Origin of the sequence: Streptomyces sp. NPDC051738 (assembly GCF_044453205.1) — a bacterium.
GTDB lineage: Bacteria > Actinomycetota > Actinomycetes > Streptomycetales > Streptomycetaceae > Streptomyces.
Genome location: NZ_JBITCM010000004.1, coordinates 129,707 through 149,530 on the forward strand (window position 1 = coordinate 129,707; position 19,824 = coordinate 149,530).

Genomic DNA, 19,824 nt, shown 5'->3' on the forward strand with positions numbered 1-19,824 from the left:
CGCCTATCCGAAGGCGGAGGGAAGCTGGTTCTGGTGCTGGTGCCCCGTCGGTTTCTGGTGCTGGTGCTGATGCTGGTGCCCGCTCGGTCCGTCCCAGCGGTTCGGCTCCGCGGCGGCCAGCAGCTCCTCAGGGCCCAGCAGTTCCGTCGCCTGGTTCTGGGTGTGTGCGGCCGCTATCTGTGCCGCCGCCACGACGTCTCCGCGTTCGCGGACCAGATCCTCATAGATCGGCAGGTGATCGTTTTCGGCGGGACTGCGCGTCACAATGCCGATCCTTTCGCGGGTCATTTGCCGTCAGGCTCTGTCGAGTCGGGCAGCAGTCGCAGGCCCGCGCAACAAATACAACACGGCCGGAAGACCGTAACTAAGGAGAACCCGTAGCCCCTCTGTGCTCATCATGAAAATGTCCCGTGCCCGCGCTGAGACAGAAGATGACGCGTGAATCAGACCGGCCGGCCGGTCTGGAGCATCGCCCAGACCGTCTTGCCCCTGGGCTGCCGCCGGGTCCAACCCCAGTGCTCGGACAGGGCGTCAATGATCCGCAGCCCTCGGCCGTGCTCGTCGAAGGGGTCGCTCGCGTGCGGGTACACGGGCAGGCCGTCGCAAGGGTCGGTGACGGCGCAGACGAGGTGGGCCGGGCGGCGCAGGCTCAGCCGCAGCCAGATCTCGGCCTCACCGTGGACCGGGGAACAGTCCGCGTGGACCGCGCGGTCCGCGCCGTGCGTCGCGGTGCGAGCCGAGGAGCGCGCCGCGGAGTGCGACACGCCGTGCAGTACGGCGTTGGCGGCGAGTTCGGTGACCACCATGAGGGCGTCGTCGCCGCAGTGGTCCAGCGCCCACTCATCGAGAGTGCGACGGACGAAGTCGCGGGCCCGGCCGCAGTCCCGTTCGGCGCCGGTGAGGCGCAGGGCGGCCGAGCGGGGCGGGGTGCGCGCGGGCTCGGGCGCGGTGAGATGGCGCCGGCCCGGGGCGCCGGGGCGCACTTCCGGCGGCGCGCTCAAACTCGCAGGTGACGCGGCGCTACCGGGCAGTCGAAGCCCTTCGTACGCAGGTAAGGACACAACGTCTCCCTGATACACGGTCAGGACGAGGCGGCTGAGCAGCAGTTGACGCCACGGACTATTATCCACGCCGACGGCGTCTCCGTGCAATTTCACGGGAAATTGCGCGAGCGGTGCCGACGCAGAGCACGTGGTGCGGTCCGGCCCGCCGGGGCTGCGGGGCGTACGCGTGGCGGAACGTGAGCAAGGAGAGTGCAGTGCCAACAGCAACGAACGGCGTACGGGCAAGCTCGTTGAGCGTCCGCTGGATCAAGAGCCGGCACAGCAATGCCGAGGGCAACTGCGTCGAGGTGGCCTCCCTGGTCGACGGCAGTGTCGCGATGCGCAACTCCCGCCATCCCGACGGACCGGCCCTCGTCTACACGCCCGCCGAGATCGCCGCCTTCCTGGCGGGTGCGAAGGAGGGAGAGTTCGACCACCTGGTCCGACCCTGACCTTTCGCGACCCCCGCACGGGGTCAAAATGCCGCGGGAAAACGGAAGTTGGCTCCCCATTTCCCGCGGCTGCGGCGCCAGGAGGCGGCGGGATGCGATAATGCGGTCTGTCGTATGCCGGTCTACGGGGAGTCAGGATGTCCGTCGAGTCACCTCGTATCTCCCGCCTCGAACCGTATCTGACCCGCACCGAGCCCGCGCCGACCCTGCTGAAGATGCTGGTCGGCGTGCAGCTCGCGGGTATTCGCGAGGACTTCGGTCTCTCCCAGGACCAGGCCGCCCGCGCCGCCGGGTTCAGCCCCGCGAAGCTGTCGCGCATCGAGGCGGGCAAGGGCCGTCGGCCGCCCACGGAGGGCGACATCCGCACGCTGCTGAAGCTGTACCAGGCCGAGGACTACGAGGCCTCGGTGCTGCTGCAGTTGCTGCAACGCGCCGGTGAGCCCGGATGGTGGCAGCGCTATGACAAGCGACTGATGCCGGAGTGGTTCGACCGGCTGGTCGGGCTCCAGGAGGCCGCGACGGCCATCCGTACCTTTGAACTCCAGTACGTTCCCGGCCTGTTGCAGACCGAGGCCTACACCCGGGCCGTGGTGGAGCGCGGGCTGCCCTCGGCGCCGGCCCGTGAGGTGCAGCGGCGGGTGGAGCTGCGAATGCGCCGACGGGAGCTGCTGCAGCGCGCGGACGGGCCCCGACTGTGGGCGATCGTCGACGAGTCGGTGCTGCTGAGGGTGCTGGGCAGCCGCGAGGTGATGCGCGAGCAGCTGGAGTATCTGGAGGAGATGGCCCGGCTCCCCCATGTGACCGTGCAGATCGTTCCGCTGGACGTGACCAACGCCTCCGCGCCCGCCATCCCCGTCACCTATCTGCGCTTCGGCGGCGTCGACCTGCCCGACATCGTCTATCTGGAGCACATCAAGAGCGCGGCCTTCCTGGAGGACCAGGACGAGACGGAGGAGTACCGGATCGCCCTGGACCGGCTGGGCGACGAGGCCCTCAACCCGCGCGAGTCACTGGAGCGGCTGCGCGAGACGAAGGCCCGGTACTCCCCGACGACCTGAGCGCCCCCACCTACGGGAGCCGGCCCGCGCCGCCGAACTCGATCCACTCCTGGGTGAGCTGGCGCGGTGCCACCTCGGTGTCGGGGCGCCAGGTGGAGACCTCCACCAGGCCGGGTTCGAGGATCTCCAGACCCTCGAAGTACTCCGCGACGTCCTTCTCCTGGCGCACCCGGCCCCAGTGTCCCTGCGTCGCCTGGTCCATGAAGTCGGTGACGAACTTGCGGACCTCGGGGTCCTCGCTGACGAGCTGGCACATCACCATGAAGCTGCCGGGCGCGAGGCGCTCGCGCACCCGGCGGGCCACCGCGAGCGGGCCGTCGGTGTCGCTGTCGGGGATGCAGTGGAACACCGAGTTGAACAGCACGGCCACCGGCTGCGAGAAGTCGATCAGGCGCTCGGTGTCGACGTGGCCGAAGATGCCGTCGGTCTCGCGCATGTCGGCATGGATGACGGCGGTGTTGTCGTTCTGGTCGAGCAGGGCGCGGCCGTGGACCAGGACCATCGGGTCGTTGTCGACGTAGACCACGCGCGAGGACGGGTCGACGGACTGCGCGACCTGGTGGACGTTGTTCTGGGTGGGCAGGCCGGAGCCGTGGTCCAGGAACTGCCGGATGCCGTGGTCCTCGGCCAGCGTCCTGACCACCCGCTGCAGGAAGCGCCGGTTGTTCAGCGCGAGGGCACGGGTGCTGGGGACGACCTTGTCCAACTGCTCGCAGGCGGCTCGGTCGGAGGCGTAGTTGTCCTTGCCGCCGAGGTAGTAGTCGTACATGCGCGCGGCGGTCGGAACCGTGGCATCGATCGACGTGGACAGCTGCTTTCCAGGCTCCATCGTTCCCCCAGGGGCAGTCCGGCCGAGGAGATCACCTCACCGACAACACATCCTAGGGAACGGGCAGTTGGTGAGGCCAGTCCGTCGGTCAACCACCAGGCCGTTCCACGGCCCCTTCCACGGACCGATCACAATGAGGGACATGACGACCCAGGACATACGAACCCAATGGTTCCGTGGCGTGCGCGCGCCCGGCGCGAAGATCCGGCTGGTGTGCTTCCCGCACGCGGGCGGGGCCGCGGTCTCCTTCCGTGCCTGGGCGACGCTGACGCCACCGGAGATCGAGGTCATGTCCGTGCAGTACCCGGGCCGCCAGGACCGCCTGCGCGATCCGTGCCCGACCACGATGGAGGAACTGGCGGACGCGATCACGACGGCCCTGCAGCACGAGGCGGACGACCTGCCGTTGGCGTTCTTCGGGCACAGCATGGGTTCGTCGGTGGCGTACGAGGTGGCCCGCCGCCTGGAGGACGCCCCCGGCCGCACCGTCACCCACCTGATCGTGTCGGGCCGGTCCAGGCCCCGCCTCCCCCAGGAGTCGCCGCCCCGCCCGGCCCCGACCGACATCGAGATCCTGGACCGCATCCGCCTGCTGGACCCCGAGGGCGCGGCCGTCTACGACCACCCCGAGCTGCTACCCATGATCATGCCGGCGCTGCGCGCGGACTTCGGGATCCTGGCGGCGTACCGCCCGGCCCACCTGCACCGGCTGGACATTCCCGTCACGGCCTGCGGAGGTGACCGCGACCCGGTGTGCCCGGTCGAGGCACTCTCGTCGTGGTCGGACGTCACGACGCAGGGCCTGGACGTCCGGGCCTTCCAGGGGAACCACTTCTACCTCAACCCGCGGAAGGAGGAGTTGCTCGCGTTCCTGACGTCACGACTGCTGTGACGGATGCGCCTGGGCACGTCGAACGGACGTGCAAGTGATGAGAAAACTGGGCATGTTTCCCTTTCAACCACCAGAGGGGACATGCAGAGATGAGCGAGTCCGCCGCGTCCACGCCCCGCAAGGTCGTCGTCACCGGACTCGGGGCGCTCACGCCCCTCGGGGTCGGGTTCCGGGAGTTGTGGCAGGGGCTGCTCGACGGGCGGCACGGGATACGGGAGTTGGCGGGCGAGGAGTTCGAGGGGCTGCCCGTGCGGGTCGCCGGGGTCGTACCCGTGGATCCCGCTCAGCTGCTGCCCCGGCCCTTGGCGCGGCGGATGAACCGGGCGGCGCAGTTAGGGGTGTTGGCCGCCCGGGAGGCGTGGGCCGACGCCGGGTTCGTCGAGGGCGGTACGCGGGAGAGCGGGGTCGACCCGGCGCGGGTGGGGGTGAGCCTGGGAGCCATCCTCGGGGACGCGTCCGTGCTGGTGGGCGGGGACCGGAGGCTGCGGGAGAAGGGGCCGCGTGCGGTCTCGCCGCTCACCACTCCCATGACCGTGCCCTCCCAGGCCGCCTCCCAGGTCTCGCTGGATCTGCACATCACCGGGGAGGCCCGGACCGTGACGAGCGCGTGCGCGTCGGGGACCGAGGCCATAGGGCAGGCGATCGACCGCATACGGTACGGGCGCGTCGACATCGCGCTGGCGGGCGGCGCCGAAGCGGTCGTCACGCCGGCGATCATGGCGTCCTTCGCCGCGATGCGGGCGCTGGCCGACAGCGATCTCGCCGACGGTTCACCCTCCCGGCCCTTCGCCAAGGACCGGGGCGGCTTCGTCAACGGCGAGGGCGCCGGGATCCTCGTCCTGGAGGCCGAGGATCACGCGCGGGCGCGCGGGGCGCGGATCTACTGCGAGGCCGCGGGGTGGGGCCTGTCCGCCGACGCCCACCACATGGCCGCCCCCGACCCGTCCGGCGACGGCATCGCGCTCGCCGTGCGCCGGGCCCTGCGGGACGCCGGGAGCCATGCCGATGCCGTCGTCCACGTGAACGCGCACGCCACGGCGACGATCGAGGGCGACCTCGCGGAGGCGGGCGCGCTGCGGGCGGTACTCGGCCGACGGTCCGTCCCGGTCACCGCGCTCAAGGGACACCTGGGGCATCTGCAGGGCGCCGCGGGCGGAGCCGAGGCGGTCGCCGCCGCACTGACGCTGCATCACGGGGTGGTGCCGCCGACCGTGGGGTGCGGGGAGGTCGATGACGCGATCGACCTGGATGTGGTGAGGGGGGCGCCCCGGGCGTTGCCCGAGGACGGGGACCTGGTGCTCAGCAACTCGTTCGGGTTCGGCGGGCACAACGCGGTGCTGGCGTTGCGGCGGGTGGCAGGGCACCGGCGTTGAGAGGTGGGCCGGCCCGGCTCCGGGCGCCGCCCGTCACGCCGTGCGCTTGCGCGATGTCGCCTTCTTGGCCGGGGTCTTCTTCGCGGTGCTCTTGGCCGTGCTCTTCGCGGTGCTCTTCGACGTACTCTTCGCGGTCGTCTTCTTCGCTCCCTGGGCCGTCTTCGAGGTCGACTTCCTGGCCGAGGACGCCGTCTTCTTCGCCGCTGTCTTCTTCGTCGCCGTCGACTTCTTGCCGGCCGCCTGCTTGGGGGCCGCCCTGGCCGACTTGCGCTGAGGCAGGCGTCTGACCTGGCCCTCCGCCTTCTCCGCCGCCTTCTCCCCGGCCGGCTCCTCGCCGCGCGACTCCTTGGCCGCCCGAACGCTGTTCTCCAGGGCCGCCATCAGGTCGAGGACCTTGCCGCCGCGTGCCGGTTCGGGGGCCTCGGGCGGGGCCTCGCCGGCGGCCTTCGCGGCGACGACCTCCTCCACGGCCTCGCGGTACTCGTCGTGCAGGTCGTCGAGGTCGATCTCGCCGAGGGTGTCCATCAGGGCGTCCGCGAGGTCCAGTTCCTTGTCGTTCACCGTGACCGTCGTGTCCGGCGCGACGCCCTCGGGCTCGCGCACCTCGTCCGGCCACAGCAGACCGTGCATGGCGATGGCGTCGCCGACCACCCGCAGCATGCCCAACCGCTCACGCCCCCGCAGCGCGAACTTCGCGATCGCCACCTTCTGGCTGCGCTTCAGCGCCTCCCGCAGCAGGGTGTAGGGCTTCGCCGCCGGCGCCCCGCCCACGGCGAGGTAGTACGCGCTGTCCATGTGGAGCGGGTCGATCCGGTCGGCCGGCACGAACGCCACGATCTCGATCGTCTTCGCGGTCGGGAGCGGAAGGTGGGCCAGGTCCTCGTCCGTGATCGGGATGATCGTGCCGTCCGCGTCCTCGTACCCCTTGCCGATCTCCGACTGGCCGACCTCACGGTCGTCCAGCTCGCAGACCTTGCGGTAGCGGATGCGGCCACCGTCCTCCAGGTGGATCTGCCGGAAGGAGATCGAGTGGCTCTCGGTCGCGTTCACCACCTTGATCGGGATGCTGACCAGGCCGAACGAGATGGCGCCGTTCCATATGGATCGCACGTGCAGCACCCTTTCCAGCGGTTCGCGCAGTTCGCCCAGACATGCACCACAAATTCTGGAATTCTCATCGTATGACGCCGATCACAGAGGTGGAGGGGCGACGGCTCGCGCTCAGCAATCTGGAGAAGGTGCTGTATCCGGCGACCGGCTTCACCAAGGGCGAGGTGCTGCACTACTACGCCATCACCGCCGACGTCCTGCTGCCGCACCTGCGGGACCGTCCGGTGTCCTTCCTGCGCTACCCCGACGGGCCGGACGGCCAGGTGTTCTTCACCAAGAACGTCCCGCCGGGCACCCCCGAGTGGGTCACCACCGAGGAAGTGCCCCGCGTCGAGGGGCCGGCGCGCATGGTGTTCGTGCAGGACCTGGCGAGCCTGATGTGGGCCGCCAACCTCGTCACCGAGTTCCATACGCCCCAGTGGGTGATCGGCGCGCCCGGCGAGGCCGACCGGCTGGTCTTCGACCTCGACCCCGGCTCGCCCGCGACCGTGGTCGAGTGCTGCGAGGTCGCCCTCTGGCTGCGGGAGCGGCTGGCCGCCGACGGGATCGAGGCGTACGCGAAGACCTCCGGGTCGAAGGGATTGCATCTCACGGCCGCGATCCGGCCCGCCCCGTCCGAGGAGGCTTCCGAGTACGCCAAGGAACTCGCCGTGGAGGCCGAGAAGGCCATGCCTCGGCTCGCGATCCATCGGATGACGAAGAGCCTGCGGCCCGGCAAGGTGTTCGTCGACTGGAGCCAGAACGCCGCCCGTAAGACGACGGCGACGCCGTACACCCTGCGGGCGCGGCCGGAGCCGACGGTATCCGCGCCGGTGACCTGGGAGGAGGTGGAGGACTGTCGGTCCCCCGGCGGCCTGACCTTTCTGGCTCCGGATCTGGCGCCTCGCCTGCAGGACTACGGCGATTTGTTGGCCCCGCTGCTGGACGCGGGGCGGGCGGGGGCGTTGCCGTGACTTTTCTCGCCCCCGCCGCCCCTACCCGTCCCATCCTGAAGGGGCTCCGCCCCTTCCACCCCGCCAGGGGGCTCTGCCCCCTGGACCCCCGTCGGCCCCGAAAGGGCCTCGTCCTCAAACGCCGGACGGGCTGGCATTAGCCGGCGTTCCAGATCCTTCGGTCCCTTGCCATCGCGTGCAGTGCCTCCACATCCGCCGGCTTCAGCACCCCGCCCAGCCTCGCCAGCCCCTCCACCTCGGTGTCCCGCAGCACCCGTACCTCACGCAACGGCCCCGGGATCGCCACGCCGGAGGGATCGACCAGGGCCAGGACCGGGTGGACCTCCGCCGTGAGGGCGTAAGAGGCGCGGTCGGCGTCGGCACGGACGCGGCGCAGCAAGGGGCGCGGTTCTCGGCGGCCGAGGGAGACCATCGGGTCCGCGATCGTCACCTTCTGCTTACGGGCGTACAGGGCGTGCAGTGCGAAGAGCCCGCCGGGTCCGATCACCAGGTGGTGGATGCGGTCACCGCCGGGCAGCGGGATGGAGTGCAGCGTGTGCCACCCGGCGCCGTCGAGCCGGTCCAGGGCCTCGCCGACCGTCTGCTCGGCGGTCAGCGCACGTCGGCGCGGGTCGGGACGGCGCAGCCGGTGCGTGGGGCCGGGATCCCGGTCGAGGGCCACCAGGAGCGCCTCGCCGGGACGGTTCGGCGCGAGGTCGTCGTCCGGGTGGAGGGTCAGCCGGGCCAGTTCGGCCGGGGTGGGGACCGGCGGCGGGCCCACGGTCACCGGGCCGGTGACGAAGGGGCCGAGCACCTCCAGCACCTCCGCTCGGCGGTCCTCGCTGAGCAGGTTGATCCGGGCCGCCTCACGGTCGTACCAGGCGATGTTCCGCCCGTCCCGGAGGCAGACGTAGAGCCGCTCCTGGCCGTGCTGCCAGGTCGGTATGACGCGCAGTCCGCTCATGCACCATCACCCCACTGACCATGGGAACAGGCAGGGTGCTGCGCGGGCAAGAACCCGGTTACCTTTGGCAGGAGTTGGGCAGACCCCCCGGGAGGGGTGGTTGGGGAGGCGCCGTTGCGTACCCGCAGGAAGCAACCCGACGTACCGGCTCCGGACAGCCCGTGGAGCGAGATCGTGCCCGGCCTGTGGATGGGCGGTCACGAGTTCCGGGGGCGTGCGGGACAACTGGAGTTCGCCGTCGTGCAGGACGAGTTCGATCTCGTACAGACTCTGCTGCGGCTGCCCGGCCACGGGCCGGATCCCGGCGTCGAACACCATGTGTGGCCCATACCCGACGGGCCGCTGGACGGCACCCAACTCGCGGGGGTGATTCGGCTGGCCGAGGCGGCCTGCGAGGCACTGGACGAGGGCCGAAGGGTCCTCGTCCGCTGTTACCACGGGTACAACCGCTCGGGTCTTGTCGTGGCCCACGCCCTGATCCGCCGGAACCACTCCGTCGAGCGGGCGATCCGGCTGATACGCTCCCGCCGCTCTCCGTGGGCGCTGCACAACGAGCTGTTCGTCGAGTACCTCCGGGCCGGTCTGCCGACCGCCCGTCTCCTGGAGGAACTCGCCGAGTAGCCGTGTCGCCCGTCCGCCCACCGGGTGCGCAAAAAGGACTTCCGTACGAATAGTGTGTACGGGCCGACCATCAGCACCAGCACCAGCACCAGCACCAGCACCAGCACCAGCACCAGGAGAACCGTGCCCCGCAGCCGCCCCGCGCGCTTCGCCGCGCGCAGTGCCCTTGTCGCACTGCTGCTGTCGGTCGCCGCGGCCTGCGGTGACGCCGGGGGACTCCAGGGCGCGGGCCCGACCGAGACCGCGGTGAGCCCGGACAAGCTGTGGCCGCAGCTGACACCGGCGTCCAGGCCGGCGTATGAGATCGGCGAGGTGAACCGGGAGGTCATGAAGGGCCTCACCGTCCCCGGGAACGACATCCTCGACGTGGATCCGGTGGCGGTCGTCCGCACGGAGATCGCGGAGGGCCCGGGGGACTACGACCCCGACGACGGGACGTACAAGCAGACCGGCCGTCTGATGGCCGAGTGCGACAAGGGGGCCGGCCACGGCAGGTGCCCGGTGCTGCAGCCGTACTACCGGGACCTGACCGGCGACGGGCACCCCGAGCTGACGGTGGGCTTCCGGCTGATGCCCGGCAGGACGACCGCGGTGCGCGTCTACACCGTCGAGAAGCACAGGCTCGTGAAGGTCATGGGGTGGGAGGACGCCGTCAGCGGCGTCGAGCTGGCCGGGCGGTCGGTGATCATCCGCTCGCCGTCGGAGGTCGCCGGGTACGAGTACCGGCTGCAGTGGACGTGGGACGCGGACCAGAAGGCGATGCTGCTCACCCACGACGAGATGCTGCGCACCGGCCCGCACAAGAAGACGCCGCGCCCCTCGCCGTCGGGCCGCTCCCCGTCGCCCTCCCCCTCGTCCTCCGTGTCGCCCTCGCGGTCCGCCTCGTCCTCGTCCGCCGCGAGCACGCCATGAGGCTCGCACTCCCCCAGTGGGCCGGCACGCTCGCCGTGAAGGCGGCCGTCTTCATCACCGTGATGTGCTGTGCGCTCGCCGCGCTGCTCGGCGTCCTCGTGCACGTCTCGGTGACCAACCAGACCGTCGGCGAGGCCCGCGACCGCGCCCTGTCCCGGCTGGCGGACGCGACGGAGGCGTTCGAGGCCGGCGACGCCCTCGGGTATCGGGTCGCCCTCGATCCGCCGGGGCTGCCCGAGCGGCTGCGGGCAATGGCGGTGGCCGGGGAGCGCGGCACGATGGTCGCCGAGCACGAGGGGCGGCCCACGATGTGGGCGGCGGGGCCGGTCGACGGCGAGCGGGCGCTCGCGGTCGAGGTCGACTACTCGCAGCAGACCCGCACCATCGACGGCCTGGACCGGGCGATCCTGTGGTCCTCGGGGCTGGCGATCGGGGCGACGCTGCTGGTGGGCGCGTTCGCGGTGACGCGGGTGACGCGCCGGCTGCACGCCACGGCCCAGGTGGCCCGGCGGATCAGCGGGGGCGACCTGGACGCGCGGGTCGACGATCCCCGTACGCAGGATCCGAGCCGGCCGCAGGACGAGGTGGCCGCGGTCGCCGCGGCGCTGGACTCCATGGCGTCGTCGCTGCAGAGCAAGCTGCTGTCCGAGCAGCGGTTCACGGCGGACGTGGCGCATGAGCTGCGGACGCCGTTGACGGGGCTGCATGCCGCGGCCGAACTGCTGCCGCCCGGGCGGCCGACGGAGTTGGTACGGGACCGGGTGGCCGCGTTGCGGACGCTGACCGAGGACCTGCTGGAGATCTCGCGGCTGGACACCGGGCGTGAGCGGGTGGAGTTGGACACCGAGCCGCTCGCCGCGCTGGCGGAGCGGGTGGTTCGGGCGTCCGGGACCGATACCGAGGTCGTTGTCGTGCGGGACCTCGTGGTGGAGACGGACCGGCGGCGGCTGGAGCGGGTGCTGGGGAATCTGGTGGCGAACGCGCACAAGCACGGGCGTGGGCCCGTGGTTCTGACGGTGGACGGGCCGGTGGTCACTGTGCGGGATCACGGCGAGGGCTATCCGGGGTATCTCGTCGCGCACGGGCCGCAGCGGTTTCGTACGGAGGGTGGGTCCAAGGGGCACGGGCTGGGGCTGACCATCGCGTTGGGGCAGGCGGAGGTGTTGGGGGCGCGGCTGGCGTTCTCCAACGCGGCCGATGGTGGGGCCGTGGCCGAGCTGACCTTGCGATAGCAGGCCGAGAAACCAGAGCTCGGGACCACCGGTTGTTCGTCGACTGCGGGTTGTGGGGGTTGATCGCGCAGTTCCCCGCGCCCCTGAGCGTGCGCCCCTGCAGGGAGCTTCGCCCATTTGGGCCGTACATCCACAACATCGGGTCCGCGCCGCGCTGGTGCTGAGCCATGAGGAGCACACAAGACGGACTATTTGGGTAGGTTCCGGACATGACCAAGGCCGGAACCACCCTGGTGGCAGCGGACGCACCCGCTCCCGCCGCGCCCCTCCCCCGGCGCCGTGGCATCGAACTGGCCCTCATCGTCGTGGCCGTCCTGCTCTCCGTGTACGGCTACTGCGCGGTCGGCCTCGCCCAACACGGCACCGTCCCGCCCGGCGCCGCCGGCTACGGCGCCGGGCTCGGCGTGCTCGCGTTGGTCGCGCATCTGGCCGTGCGGCTGCGCGCCCCCTGCGCCGACCCGCTGCTACTGCCGATCGGCGTGCTGCTCAACGGCCTCGGCCTGGTCCTGATCTACCGGCTCGACCTGGAGACGCCGGACGACCTGGCGGCCCCCACCCAACTCGTGTGGTCCACGCTGGGGGTGGCGCTGTTCATCCTGGTCGTCCTCCTGCTGCGCGACCATCGCGTGCTCCAGCGCTACGCCTACGTGTGTGTCGTCGCCGCTCTCCTGCTGCTCACCCTGCCGATCTTCTTCCCCTCCGTGAACGGCGCCCGCATCTGGATCCGGATCGCCGGATTCTCCATCCAGCCCGGCGAGTTCGCGAAGGTGCTGCTCGCGGTGTTCTTCGCGGCGTATCTGGCCGCCAACCGCAGCGCGCTGGCGTACACGGGCCGTCGGGTCCTGGGGGTGGAGCGGCTGCAGCTGCCGACCGGGCGGGTCCTCGGTCCCATCGTCGCCATCTGGCTGCTGAGCGTGGGTGTGCTGGTCCTCGAACGCGATCTGGGCACCTCGCTGTTGTTCTTCGGCCTGTTCGTGGTCCTGCTGTACGTCGCCACCGGCCGTACCGGCTGGATCGCGGTCGGCCTGCTGCTGGCGGCGGTCGGCGCGGTGGCCGTCGGGCAGTTGGAGCCGCATGTGCACAGCCGGGTCGAGGACTGGCAGCACCCGTTCGCGTCGATCGAGGCGGGCGAGGGCCCCAACCAGCTGTCCCAGTCGCTGTTCGCCTTCGCGGCGGGCGGCATCCTCGGCACCGGGCTGGGCCGCGGTCACTCCATCCTGATCGGCTTCGCGGCCAAGTCGGACTTCATCCTGGCGACGGCCGGGGAGGAGCTGGGCCTGGCGGGCCTGTCCGCCATCTTCCTCCTCTACGGCCTGCTGGTGGAGCGCGGCTACCGGGCGGGCCTCGCCCTGCGCGACCCCTTCGGCCGGCTGCTAGCGGTGGGGCTGGCCTCGATCGTGGCGCTCCAGGTGTTCGTGATCGCGGGCGGCGTGACCGGCCTGATCCCGCTGACCGGCATGGCGATGCCGTTCCTGGCGCAGGGCGGCTCGTCGGTGGTGACCAACTGGGCGATCGTGGCGCTGCTGATCCGGGTGAGCGACAAGTCGCGCAGCCGGCTCGGCGTTCCCAAGGGCGAGGAGGCGGCCGTAGCGATGGAGCACGACGACCGTGCGGAGGCGGCCCGATGACCCGGCACATCCGGCACGCCGCCTTCTTCTGCGCCCTGCTGCTGGCCGCGCTGCTGGTGAACGCCACCCGCATCCAGGTCTTCGAGGCGCCGTCCTACGACGACAACATCGCCAACCGCCGCCCCACGATCGCCCGGTACGGGCAGCCGCGCGGCGACATCATGGTCGGCGGCGAACCGGTCACCGGATCCCACGACACCGGCGAACACCTCCGCTACGAGCGGACGTACACCAACGGCCCGATGTACGCCCCCGTCACCGGCTTCGCCTCGCAGGTGTACGGCACGACGTTCCTGGAGCACGCCGAGGACGGCGTCCTGGCGGGCACGAACCCGCTGCTGTCGCCGTTCCCGCTGTGGAAGGGTGCCACGACCCGCGACCGCTACCCCGGCGGCGACGTCGTCACCACCCTGCACCCCGGCGCGCAGGAGGCGGCGTTCGAGGCGCTGGCCGGCCGCAAGGGCGCGGTCGCCGCCGTGGAGCCGGCCACCGGGCGGATCCTGGCCCTGGTGTCCGGCCCGTCGTACGACCCGTCGGTGCTGTCCGGGAACGGCTCGGCGGTGCCCCGGTCCTGGAAGTCGCTGAACCGCGATCCGGACAAGCCGATGCTCAACCGGGCGGTGCGCAAGACCTATCCGCCGGGTTCGACCTTCAAGGTGGTGACCGCGGCGGCGGCCCTGGACGCGGGCGTGGTCGAGGACCTGGACAAGCGGACGAAGTCCCCGGATCCGTACCGTCTGCCGGGCACCAGGACCAAGCTGACGAACGCGTCCAAGGGCTGCCGGGACGTCCCGCTGCGGAAGGCGTTCGAGTGGTCGTGCAACACGGTGTTCGCCAAACTGGGGGTCAAGGTCGGGGTGGAGCGGATGGCGGCGACGGCGGGGGCCTTCGGCTTCAACGACGCGGACGTGCGGATCCCGTTCTCGGTCTCCGAGTCCACCTTCGACACCAAGGTGGACCGGGCGCAGCTCGCCCTGTCGTCGATCGGCCAGTACAACACGCGGGCCACCCCGTTGCAGATGGCGATGGTCGCGGCGGCGGTGGCGAACGGCGGCAAGGTGCGCTCGCCGTATCTGGTGGAGCGCACGACCCGGGCGGGCGGTTCCACGGTGTCGACGGCGGGCTCGCGCCCGGCGCGGCAGGCGATGCGCCCGTCGACCGCCGTGCTCCTCAAGGAACTGATGGTGGACGTCGTACGGGAAGGCACCGGCAGCAACGCCTGGATCCCGGGCGCCACGGTCGGCGGCAAGACCGGCACCGCCCAGCACGGCCTCGGCAACTCCGGGACGCCGTACGCCTGGTTCGTCTCCTGGGCGCAGGGCGACCTCGATCTGGAGCCCAAGGTCGCCGTGGCGGTGGTGGTGGAGGACGCGGACGCCGACCGGGGCGAGATCAGCGGCGGCGGGGACGCGGCGCCGATCGCGCGGGCGGTGATGCAGGCGGTGCTGAAGTCACCCTCGGGCGACGGCGGTTGACCTCGGCTCCTGGATCAGGGCGGCCGGCAGGGCGACGTACGCCGTGACGCCCGTGCCCTGGGTGGGGCGGAGCTCGACATGGGCGCCGAGGCGGGCGGCGAGGGCGCCGACGACATGGTGGCCGAGGAACCTGGTCGGGGCGGTGGTGTGCGGGGAGCCGCCCCTGCCGGACAGGACCGCGTTGGACTCGGCCATGCGCTCCGGGGTCATCCCGATCCCCCGGTCCACGACGGCCAGGCAGTACTCGGCGCCGTCCCACCAGCCGTAGACTTCCACGGGCTGCTTGGGCGGGCTGAACATCAGCGCGTTCTCCACCAACTCGGCGAGCAGGTGGGACAGTTCGGCGACGCAGTGGCCGCGGACACCGCACTGCTGGATGTCGACGGCGGCGACCCGCCGGTACTGCTCGACCTCCGACACGGCCGAGCGGACCACGTCGGCGACGGCGACCGTGCCCTTCCAGGACCGGGCCGGCGACTCCTCACCGGCGAGCACGAGGAGCGACTCGGCGTTGCGGCGCATCCGCGTGGCGAGGTGGTCGAGTTCGAAGAGCTCGGCGAGCGCGTCCGGGTCGAGCTCCTGGCTCTCCAGGGTGGTGATCAGGCCGAGCTGCCGGTTGAGCAGGCTCTGGTTGCGGCGGCCGAGGCTGGCCAGGGACTCGGTGCTGGTGCGGCGCAGGACGGCCTGCTCGGCGGCGAGTCCGACGGCCGTGTCCTCGACGTTGCGCAGGGCGGCGGCCAGACGGCTGATCTCCCGTGCGCCACCGGGCAGTTGGGGCCGCTCGGACTCCGGCACGGGCGGGCTGTCGGGGTCGGCCTCCTGGATCCGCCGGACGGCCTCGGGCAGCCGGCCCCCGGCGACGGCGTCGGCCTCGTCGGCGAGGGCGCCGAGCGGCCGGGTGATGGAGCGGGCCGAGAAGACGGCGAGCGCGACGGCCACCGCGAGGATCAGCACCCCGAGGGCGAGGAACCCGCCGAGCTGCCGCGTGGCGGCGGACCCGGCCTCGGCGGCCCGCGCACGGACGTCGTCCCCGACGGCCCGCTGCACACCGTGCAGATCGTCGACGAGAGTCGTCATGTCGGCCCACCAGCGGCCGGGGGCGACCGCCAGGGCGGATCCGTCGGCACCCCGCTCGGCCCGCGCCTCGTATCCGGCGACCCGGCGCGCGGCGGCCGTACCGAAGGCGTCGTCGAGCGCGGACTCCTCGCCCTCCCCGGCGAGTTGGCGGAACTGCCCGAGGGCGGCCACCCGGGTGGCCCGGACCTCCGTGAAGCCGAGGTACTCCCCGGACCGGAACCGCCCGGCCGCGAACACCCCGTTGAGGGAACCGCGTTCGAGCGCGACGGCCTCCGTGGCCCGGGCCAGGGCCTGGAGCGCCTGCACGCCCTGGGCGATGCGCCGGTCACCGTCCGGGGCACCGGCCGACTCGGCGTCGATGAGGACGGTGACGGCCTTGGTGTACGTCCGCAGGGTGGCGGCGCGATCGGCGGTACCGGCGTCGACGTCCTCGCGGGTCGCGGTGAGCGCGGCGAGGGGAACGTCGGCGGCGCGCAGGGCGGCCAGCGCGGCATCGGGCAGCGCCCCGCTCTCCTCGTCGAGCGCGGCCCGCAACGCGTCCCGTGCCTCGTCGGTACGCCCGCGCTGCGCGACGACGTCGTCGCGGTACCCCTCTTCGCCTCCCAACAGCCCGTTGGTCAGCCCGCGTTCGCGCTGCACCTCCCGGACGAGCCCCTGCGCCCGCAGCAGCACCCCGACCTGTGCCTCGGTCTCCCGGGCGGCGGACCAGTCGGCGGCCCGGTCGGCGACGCCGAGCCCGATGAGGGCGAGCAGGAGACAGGTGGGAACGGCCAGCACTATGGCCATACGGCCACGGATGGAGCTCCAGCCGGGAAGGGCGGCCGGGCTGCGGCGGACGGTCGAGTGGAGGGTGGTCAGTACATTCCCCGTCATGCCCCGTGAGGCTACGGGCGGGCCGGTCAGGGCACGGTTTCCCGCCCGTAAGACAGCCGTAGACAGGTACTCACCCCCACATGGCCCCGACTGTGAAAGAGGGACATCTGCCCACGTACTGAGACGCCCTCTGGGACTGCTCCGCCGCCCGACCTATCGTTCGGTTCCATGACGACATCAGCCAACCCGGAAGCCGCCCACGAACTCGCCCAGGTCAACATCGCCCGACTCAAGGCCCCGCTGGATTCCCCGCAGTTGAAGGACTTCGTCGACAACCTGGACCCCGTGAACGCCGACGCCGAGGCCGCCGACGGCTTCGTCTGGCGGCTGAAGGGCGACTCGGGAGACGCGACGGACGTGAGCGTCTTCGGCGACGAGTGGCTGATCATCAACCTGACGATGTGGCGGGACACGAACGCCCTGACCGCGTACATGTACCAGGGCCGCCACCGCGAGATGCTCGCGCGCCGCCGAGAGTGGTTCGAGCGCGTGCAGGAGGCGATGACGGCCCTGTGGTGGGTGCCGGCGGGCCACCGCCCGACGGTCGCGGAGGCCGAGTCCCGCCTGCTGCACCTGCGCACGAACGGCCCGACCCCGTACGCCTTCACCCTGCGCACGTCGTTCCCGCCGCAGGGGGCGAAGCCGGTGCTGGGGGAGGTGCCGGAGGGGCTGGGCTGCGAGGTCTAGCTCCGGCCGGGGACCGCATATCACTGCAGCCGCGTGGGCCGGGGAGGATCTCCCCGGCCCACGGGCGGGCAGGTCAGAGGTCTCCGATGTACCAGCCGCGCGCCGCGGCCCAGCACAGTTCGTTCAGGAGCCCGTCCGTCCCCCGGTAGACGACGCGCTGGGCGTCACCGACGACATAGCCCTGGGGGTCACCGGCCGCCGCGATGCCCTGCGCCACCGCGTCCAGCCCACCGCGCTGCCAGCCCGTCGGCGCGGACCACCACAGCTCGTGGATACAACCATCCGTGCCCCTGTAGACGACATGCTGCGTGTCCGCCAGCACATAGCCGTACGGATCACCCGCCGCCGGAACCGCCTGCGCCACCGCCGACGTACCTCCCACACGCCACCCCGTGGCCGCCGTCCACCACAGCTCGTGAACACGGCCGTCCGACCCGCGGAAGGCCACGTGCTGACTGTCACCCAGGACGTACCCCTGGGGGTCGCCCGCCGCCGGGATACCCTGCGCGACCGCGTCCAGCCCACCCCGCTGCCAGCCGGTCAGCGCGGACCACCACAGCTCGTGGATACGACCGTCCGTGCCCCGGTAGACGATGTGCTGACTGTCGCCCAGGACGTAGCCATACGGATCACCCGCCGCCGGAACCGCCTGCGCAATCGCCGACGTACCACCGACACTCCACCCAGTCGCCGCCGTCCACCACAACTCATGGACACGGCCGTCCGACCCCCGGAAGACCACGTGCTGACTGTCACCCAGGACATAGCCGTGCGGGTCGCCCGCCGCCGGGAGGCCCTGGGCGGCCGCGTCCAGGCCGGGTGTGCGCCAGCCGCCGCTCGCCGGGGACCACCACAGCTCGTGGATACGGCCGTCCGTGCCCCGGAAGACCACGTGCTGGCTGTCGCCGAGGAGGTATGCGGCCGGGTTGCCCGTCGCCGGGATACCGAGTGCCGTCGTGCCCAGGTCGCCGACGCGCCAGCCGCCGGTCGCCGGGGACCACCACAGCTCGCGCAGGCGATTGTCCGCGCCGCAGTAGAAAACGTGCCGGTCGGTTCCCCGCGCGTAGGCCGCGGGACCGCCCGCCGCCGGGACAGCGGCGTGCACCGCCGCCTGGGCGTCGGCCAGGCCCCACCCGGTGGCCAGGTCGAAGCCGGGGCCCGCCGGCTCGCTGCCGGTCGAGGGGCTGGACGTGCCGGTCGTGACGTCCTTGGCGGTGCGCGTCAGGGCGTTGCGCATCCCGCGCAGGTTCAGGCCCGGCTGGGTCTGGCGGATCAGCGCGCAGATGCCGGCGATCTGCGGCGCCGACGCCGAGGTGCCGCTGAAGGCCGCCCAGCCGTCGTTCGGGGCGGTCTCGTCACCGTTCGGGAAGGCCGCCCCGTTGCCCAGGTCCCGGTCGATGTCGCAGCCGGGCGGGACCGGCAGCATGATGTACGCGGCGCGCGGGCGCATGCCGACCAGTCCGCTGAGGTCGGGGACGTTGCGGCCGGGGTAGACGCGGCTGGCGAAGCCGCTGGCGTAGTCGGAGGCGCGGGCGTTGCCCACCTGGTCGATGTACACGCCGCCGACCGCGATGACGTCGGGGTGCTGGGCGGGGAAGCCCCAGTGGCCGTTGCCCGCGGAGAACACCACGATGACGCCGTTCGCCGCGGCGAGCGCGACCGAGGCGGCCAGGGCCCGCTGGATGGCGCTCAGCGGCGGGTTCGGGACGCTGTATCCCCAACTGTTGCTGATGATCTGCGGGGCCGGGGTGCGGGCCACGGCGGTGTTGAACGCGCCGAGGATGTTGACGAAGTTCGCCTTGACCATCGAGAAGTCGATACCGGGCGCCAGGGCGAACGCGTTGGCGGATTCCCCGGTCCCGTGGCCGTTTTCGTCGGTGGCCGGGTTGTTCGCGCCGGGGCCGAGCACGACCGTACCGTTGAGATTCCGGGCGGCGAAATACGGGTGCCGGAACCAGCCCGTGTCCACCATGGTGAGCCGGATTCCATTTCCCTTGATTCCATGCTGGTGCGCCCGGTTCGCGCCCAGCAGTGCCGCCACCTGGTCCGGCACCTGAAGATGCCAGTAATTCACCTTCGGCGGGGTGGCGTTCTGGAACGCGAACACCGGCTCCTCGATCGCGACACCCTCCACGACGTCGCCGACCGGTGTGCCGGCGGTCGAGATCAGCCCGGGCAGGTCGGTGTCCGGCGAGTCGATGAAGGTGGCGGTCGCCTCCCGCGCGCCCGGCTTGACGACCTGGCGTTCCTCCATGACCAGCCGGGTGCCGAAGTACTCCTGGTAGAGGGCGGGCGGACCTGCGATGTTGAGGGTCTGCGGGGACCGCTGCAGGACGCGGAAGCCGGCCCTGGTCAGCCGTTCCTCGGCGACCGCCACGACCTGGTCCTCGGACGTGTAGTCCGCCGCCTGTCCGACGGTGACGTCGCCCGCCTCGAACAGCGAGGTCCCGCCGACGGAACGTGGCGACGCCTGGGCGTACAGAATTTCGGGCAGCCTTGAATCGACCTCATCGGGCATTTTCTCCCCCAACTCCGATGAACAACTCCGACGAACACTCCGACGGACCCGTCAAAGAAAATTTCGACGGACAGCCTTCATCTATAGGGGAAACCACACCCGTTGGACATACTCATTTAGACGTATGCCCTCATGATTCTCGACCGTT

Annotated in this window: 17 protein-coding genes and 1 pseudogene; 11 read left to right on the forward strand and 7 right to left on the reverse strand. The window is 71.5% G+C overall.

Annotation, left to right across the window (positions count from 1 at the left end; all coding sequences use genetic code 11):
* Positions 1-3 precede the first annotated feature (3 nt).
* Together ACIA8X_RS11210 and ACIA8X_RS11215 are read right to left on the reverse strand one after the other, a co-directional pair.
* A complete protein-coding gene (locus ACIA8X_RS11210) occupies positions 4-264 on the reverse strand; it encodes a hypothetical protein (protein ID WP_393448781.1) in 261 nt (86 codons plus the stop codon).
* A 179-nt stretch (positions 265-443) separates the two neighbouring features.
* The gene (locus tag ACIA8X_RS11215) at positions 444-1,001 is read right to left on the reverse strand and encodes an ATP-binding protein (protein ID WP_393448778.1); all 558 of its coding nucleotides are present in this window, start codon (positions 999-1,001) and stop codon (positions 444-446) included.
* 257 nt (positions 1,002-1,258) lie between these two features.
* On the opposite strand from ACIA8X_RS11215, the gene ACIA8X_RS11220 reads away from it, so the two are divergent.
* Both ACIA8X_RS11220 and ACIA8X_RS11225 read left to right on the forward strand, forming a co-directional pair.
* A complete protein-coding gene (locus ACIA8X_RS11220; RefSeq protein ID WP_393448775.1) occupies positions 1,259-1,495 on the forward strand; it encodes a DUF397 domain-containing protein in 237 nt (78 codons plus the stop codon).
* A gap of 137 nt (positions 1,496-1,632) precedes the next feature.
* Positions 1,633-2,553 (forward strand): helix-turn-helix domain-containing protein, encoded by a 921-nt coding sequence (locus ACIA8X_RS11225; protein WP_393448772.1) that lies wholly within the window; start codon positions 1,633-1,635, stop codon positions 2,551-2,553.
* Between the two features lie 10 nt (positions 2,554-2,563).
* Here ACIA8X_RS11225 and ACIA8X_RS11230 read toward each other — a convergent pair whose 3' ends face one another.
* Positions 2,564-3,382, reverse strand: coding sequence for an SAM-dependent methyltransferase (locus ACIA8X_RS11230; RefSeq protein WP_393448769.1), 819 nt, complete (start codon positions 3,380-3,382; stop codon positions 2,564-2,566).
* Positions 3,383-3,524: 142 nt separating this feature from the next.
* On the opposite strand from ACIA8X_RS11230, the gene ACIA8X_RS11235 reads away from it, so the two are divergent.
* Both ACIA8X_RS11235 and ACIA8X_RS11240 read left to right on the forward strand, forming a co-directional pair.
* A complete protein-coding gene (locus ACIA8X_RS11235) occupies positions 3,525-4,274 on the forward strand; it encodes a thioesterase II family protein (RefSeq protein WP_393448766.1) in 750 nt (249 codons plus the stop codon).
* Between the two features lie 104 nt (positions 4,275-4,378).
* Positions 4,379-5,647: pseudogene (locus ACIA8X_RS11240) on the forward strand (beta-ketoacyl-[acyl-carrier-protein] synthase family protein); the annotation flags it as partial.
* A gap of 33 nt (positions 5,648-5,680) precedes the next feature.
* On the opposite strand, the gene ACIA8X_RS11245 reads toward ACIA8X_RS11240, so the two are convergent.
* Complete coding sequence (locus tag ACIA8X_RS11245; protein ID WP_393448763.1) at positions 5,681-6,757, reverse strand: Ku protein; 1,077 nt, start codon at positions 6,755-6,757, stop codon at positions 5,681-5,683.
* 71 nt (positions 6,758-6,828) lie between these two features.
* On the opposite strand from ACIA8X_RS11245, the gene ligD reads away from it, so the two are divergent.
* Positions 6,829-7,710 carry a non-homologous end-joining DNA ligase gene (gene ligD / locus ACIA8X_RS11250; RefSeq protein WP_393448760.1) on the forward strand — a complete coding sequence of 294 codons (882 nt, stop codon included), beginning with the start codon at positions 6,829-6,831 and terminating at the stop codon, positions 7,708-7,710.
* A 136-nt stretch (positions 7,711-7,846) separates the two neighbouring features.
* Here ligD and ACIA8X_RS11255 read toward each other — a convergent pair whose 3' ends face one another.
* Positions 7,847-8,653 (reverse strand): nuclease-related domain-containing protein, encoded by an 807-nt coding sequence (locus tag ACIA8X_RS11255; protein WP_393448757.1) that lies wholly within the window; start codon positions 8,651-8,653, stop codon positions 7,847-7,849.
* A gap of 114 nt (positions 8,654-8,767) precedes the next feature.
* Between ACIA8X_RS11255 and ACIA8X_RS11260 the strand changes: the two genes are divergently transcribed.
* The 5 genes from ACIA8X_RS11260 (at position 8,768) to ACIA8X_RS11280 (ending at position 14,521) form a co-directional block, all read left to right on the forward strand.
* On the forward strand, positions 8,768-9,274 hold the full coding sequence (locus tag ACIA8X_RS11260; RefSeq protein WP_393448754.1) for a dual specificity protein phosphatase family protein: 507 nt from the start codon (positions 8,768-8,770) through the stop codon (positions 9,272-9,274).
* Positions 9,275-9,397: 123 nt separating this feature from the next.
* On the forward strand, positions 9,398-10,186 hold the full coding sequence (locus ACIA8X_RS11265) for a hypothetical protein (protein WP_393448751.1): 789 nt from the start codon (positions 9,398-9,400) through the stop codon (positions 10,184-10,186).
* Positions 10,183-11,418 carry an ATP-binding protein gene (locus tag ACIA8X_RS11270; protein ID WP_393448748.1) on the forward strand — a complete coding sequence of 412 codons (1,236 nt, stop codon included), beginning with the start codon at positions 10,183-10,185 and terminating at the stop codon, positions 11,416-11,418. Before ACIA8X_RS11265 ends, ACIA8X_RS11270 begins: the two co-directional genes overlap by 4 nt.
* Positions 11,419-11,627: 209 nt before the next feature.
* Positions 11,628-13,046 (forward strand): FtsW/RodA/SpoVE family cell cycle protein, encoded by a 1,419-nt coding sequence (locus tag ACIA8X_RS11275; RefSeq protein ID WP_393448745.1) that lies wholly within the window; start codon positions 11,628-11,630, stop codon positions 13,044-13,046.
* Positions 13,043-14,521 carry a penicillin-binding transpeptidase domain-containing protein gene (locus ACIA8X_RS11280; protein ID WP_393448742.1) on the forward strand — a complete coding sequence of 493 codons (1,479 nt, stop codon included), beginning with the start codon at positions 13,043-13,045 and terminating at the stop codon, positions 14,519-14,521. Before ACIA8X_RS11275 ends, ACIA8X_RS11280 begins: the two co-directional genes overlap by 4 nt.
* Here the strand turns inward: ACIA8X_RS11280 and ACIA8X_RS11285 are convergent.
* Positions 14,498-16,471, reverse strand: coding sequence for a nitrate- and nitrite sensing domain-containing protein (locus tag ACIA8X_RS11285; protein WP_393448739.1), 1,974 nt, complete (start codon positions 16,469-16,471; stop codon positions 14,498-14,500). The two genes, ACIA8X_RS11280 and ACIA8X_RS11285, sit on opposite strands and share 24 nt — an antisense overlap.
* 168 nt (positions 16,472-16,639) lie before the next feature.
* On the opposite strand from ACIA8X_RS11285, the gene ACIA8X_RS11290 reads away from it, so the two are divergent.
* On the forward strand, positions 16,640-17,158 hold the full coding sequence (locus tag ACIA8X_RS11290) for a DUF3291 domain-containing protein (RefSeq protein ID WP_393448736.1): 519 nt from the start codon (positions 16,640-16,642) through the stop codon (positions 17,156-17,158).
* A 73-nt stretch (positions 17,159-17,231) separates the two neighbouring features.
* Here the strand turns inward: ACIA8X_RS11290 and ACIA8X_RS11295 are convergent, their stop codons facing one another.
* Positions 17,232-19,676, reverse strand: a complete 2,445-nt coding sequence (locus tag ACIA8X_RS11295; protein ID WP_393448733.1) for a S8 family serine peptidase — start codon at positions 19,674-19,676, stop codon at positions 17,232-17,234.
* Between the last annotated feature and the right edge of the window lie 148 nt (positions 19,677-19,824).

Bases quoted from the DNA above. Each gene is read 5' to 3' on its own strand.
- ACIA8X_RS11225 (WP_393448772.1), top strand. From the start codon at position 1,633: ATGTCCGTCGAGTCACCTCGTATCTCCCGCCTCGAACCGTATCTGACC.
- ACIA8X_RS11230 (WP_393448769.1), bottom strand. From the start codon at position 3,382: ATGGAGCCTGGAAAGCAGCTGTCCACGTCGATCGATGCCACGGTTCCG.
- ACIA8X_RS11235 (WP_393448766.1), top strand. From the start codon at position 3,525: ATGACGACCCAGGACATACGAACCCAATGGTTCCGTGGCGTGCGCGCG.
- ligD (WP_393448760.1), top strand. From the start codon at position 6,829: ATGACGCCGATCACAGAGGTGGAGGGGCGACGGCTCGCGCTCAGCAAT.
- ACIA8X_RS11255 (WP_393448757.1), bottom strand. From the start codon at position 8,653: ATGAGCGGACTGCGCGTCATACCGACCTGGCAGCACGGCCAGGAGCGG.
- ACIA8X_RS11270 (WP_393448748.1), top strand. From the start codon at position 10,183: ATGAGGCTCGCACTCCCCCAGTGGGCCGGCACGCTCGCCGTGAAGGCG.
- ACIA8X_RS11275 (WP_393448745.1), top strand. From the start codon at position 11,628: ATGACCAAGGCCGGAACCACCCTGGTGGCAGCGGACGCACCCGCTCCC.
- ACIA8X_RS11280 (WP_393448742.1), top strand. From the start codon at position 13,043: ATGACCCGGCACATCCGGCACGCCGCCTTCTTCTGCGCCCTGCTGCTG.
- ACIA8X_RS11285 (WP_393448739.1), bottom strand. From the start codon at position 16,471: ATGACGGGGAATGTACTGACCACCCTCCACTCGACCGTCCGCCGCAGC.
- ACIA8X_RS11290 (WP_393448736.1), top strand. From the start codon at position 16,640: ATGACGACATCAGCCAACCCGGAAGCCGCCCACGAACTCGCCCAGGTC.
- ACIA8X_RS11295 (WP_393448733.1), bottom strand. From the start codon at position 19,676: ATGCCCGATGAGGTCGATTCAAGGCTGCCCGAAATTCTGTACGCCCAG.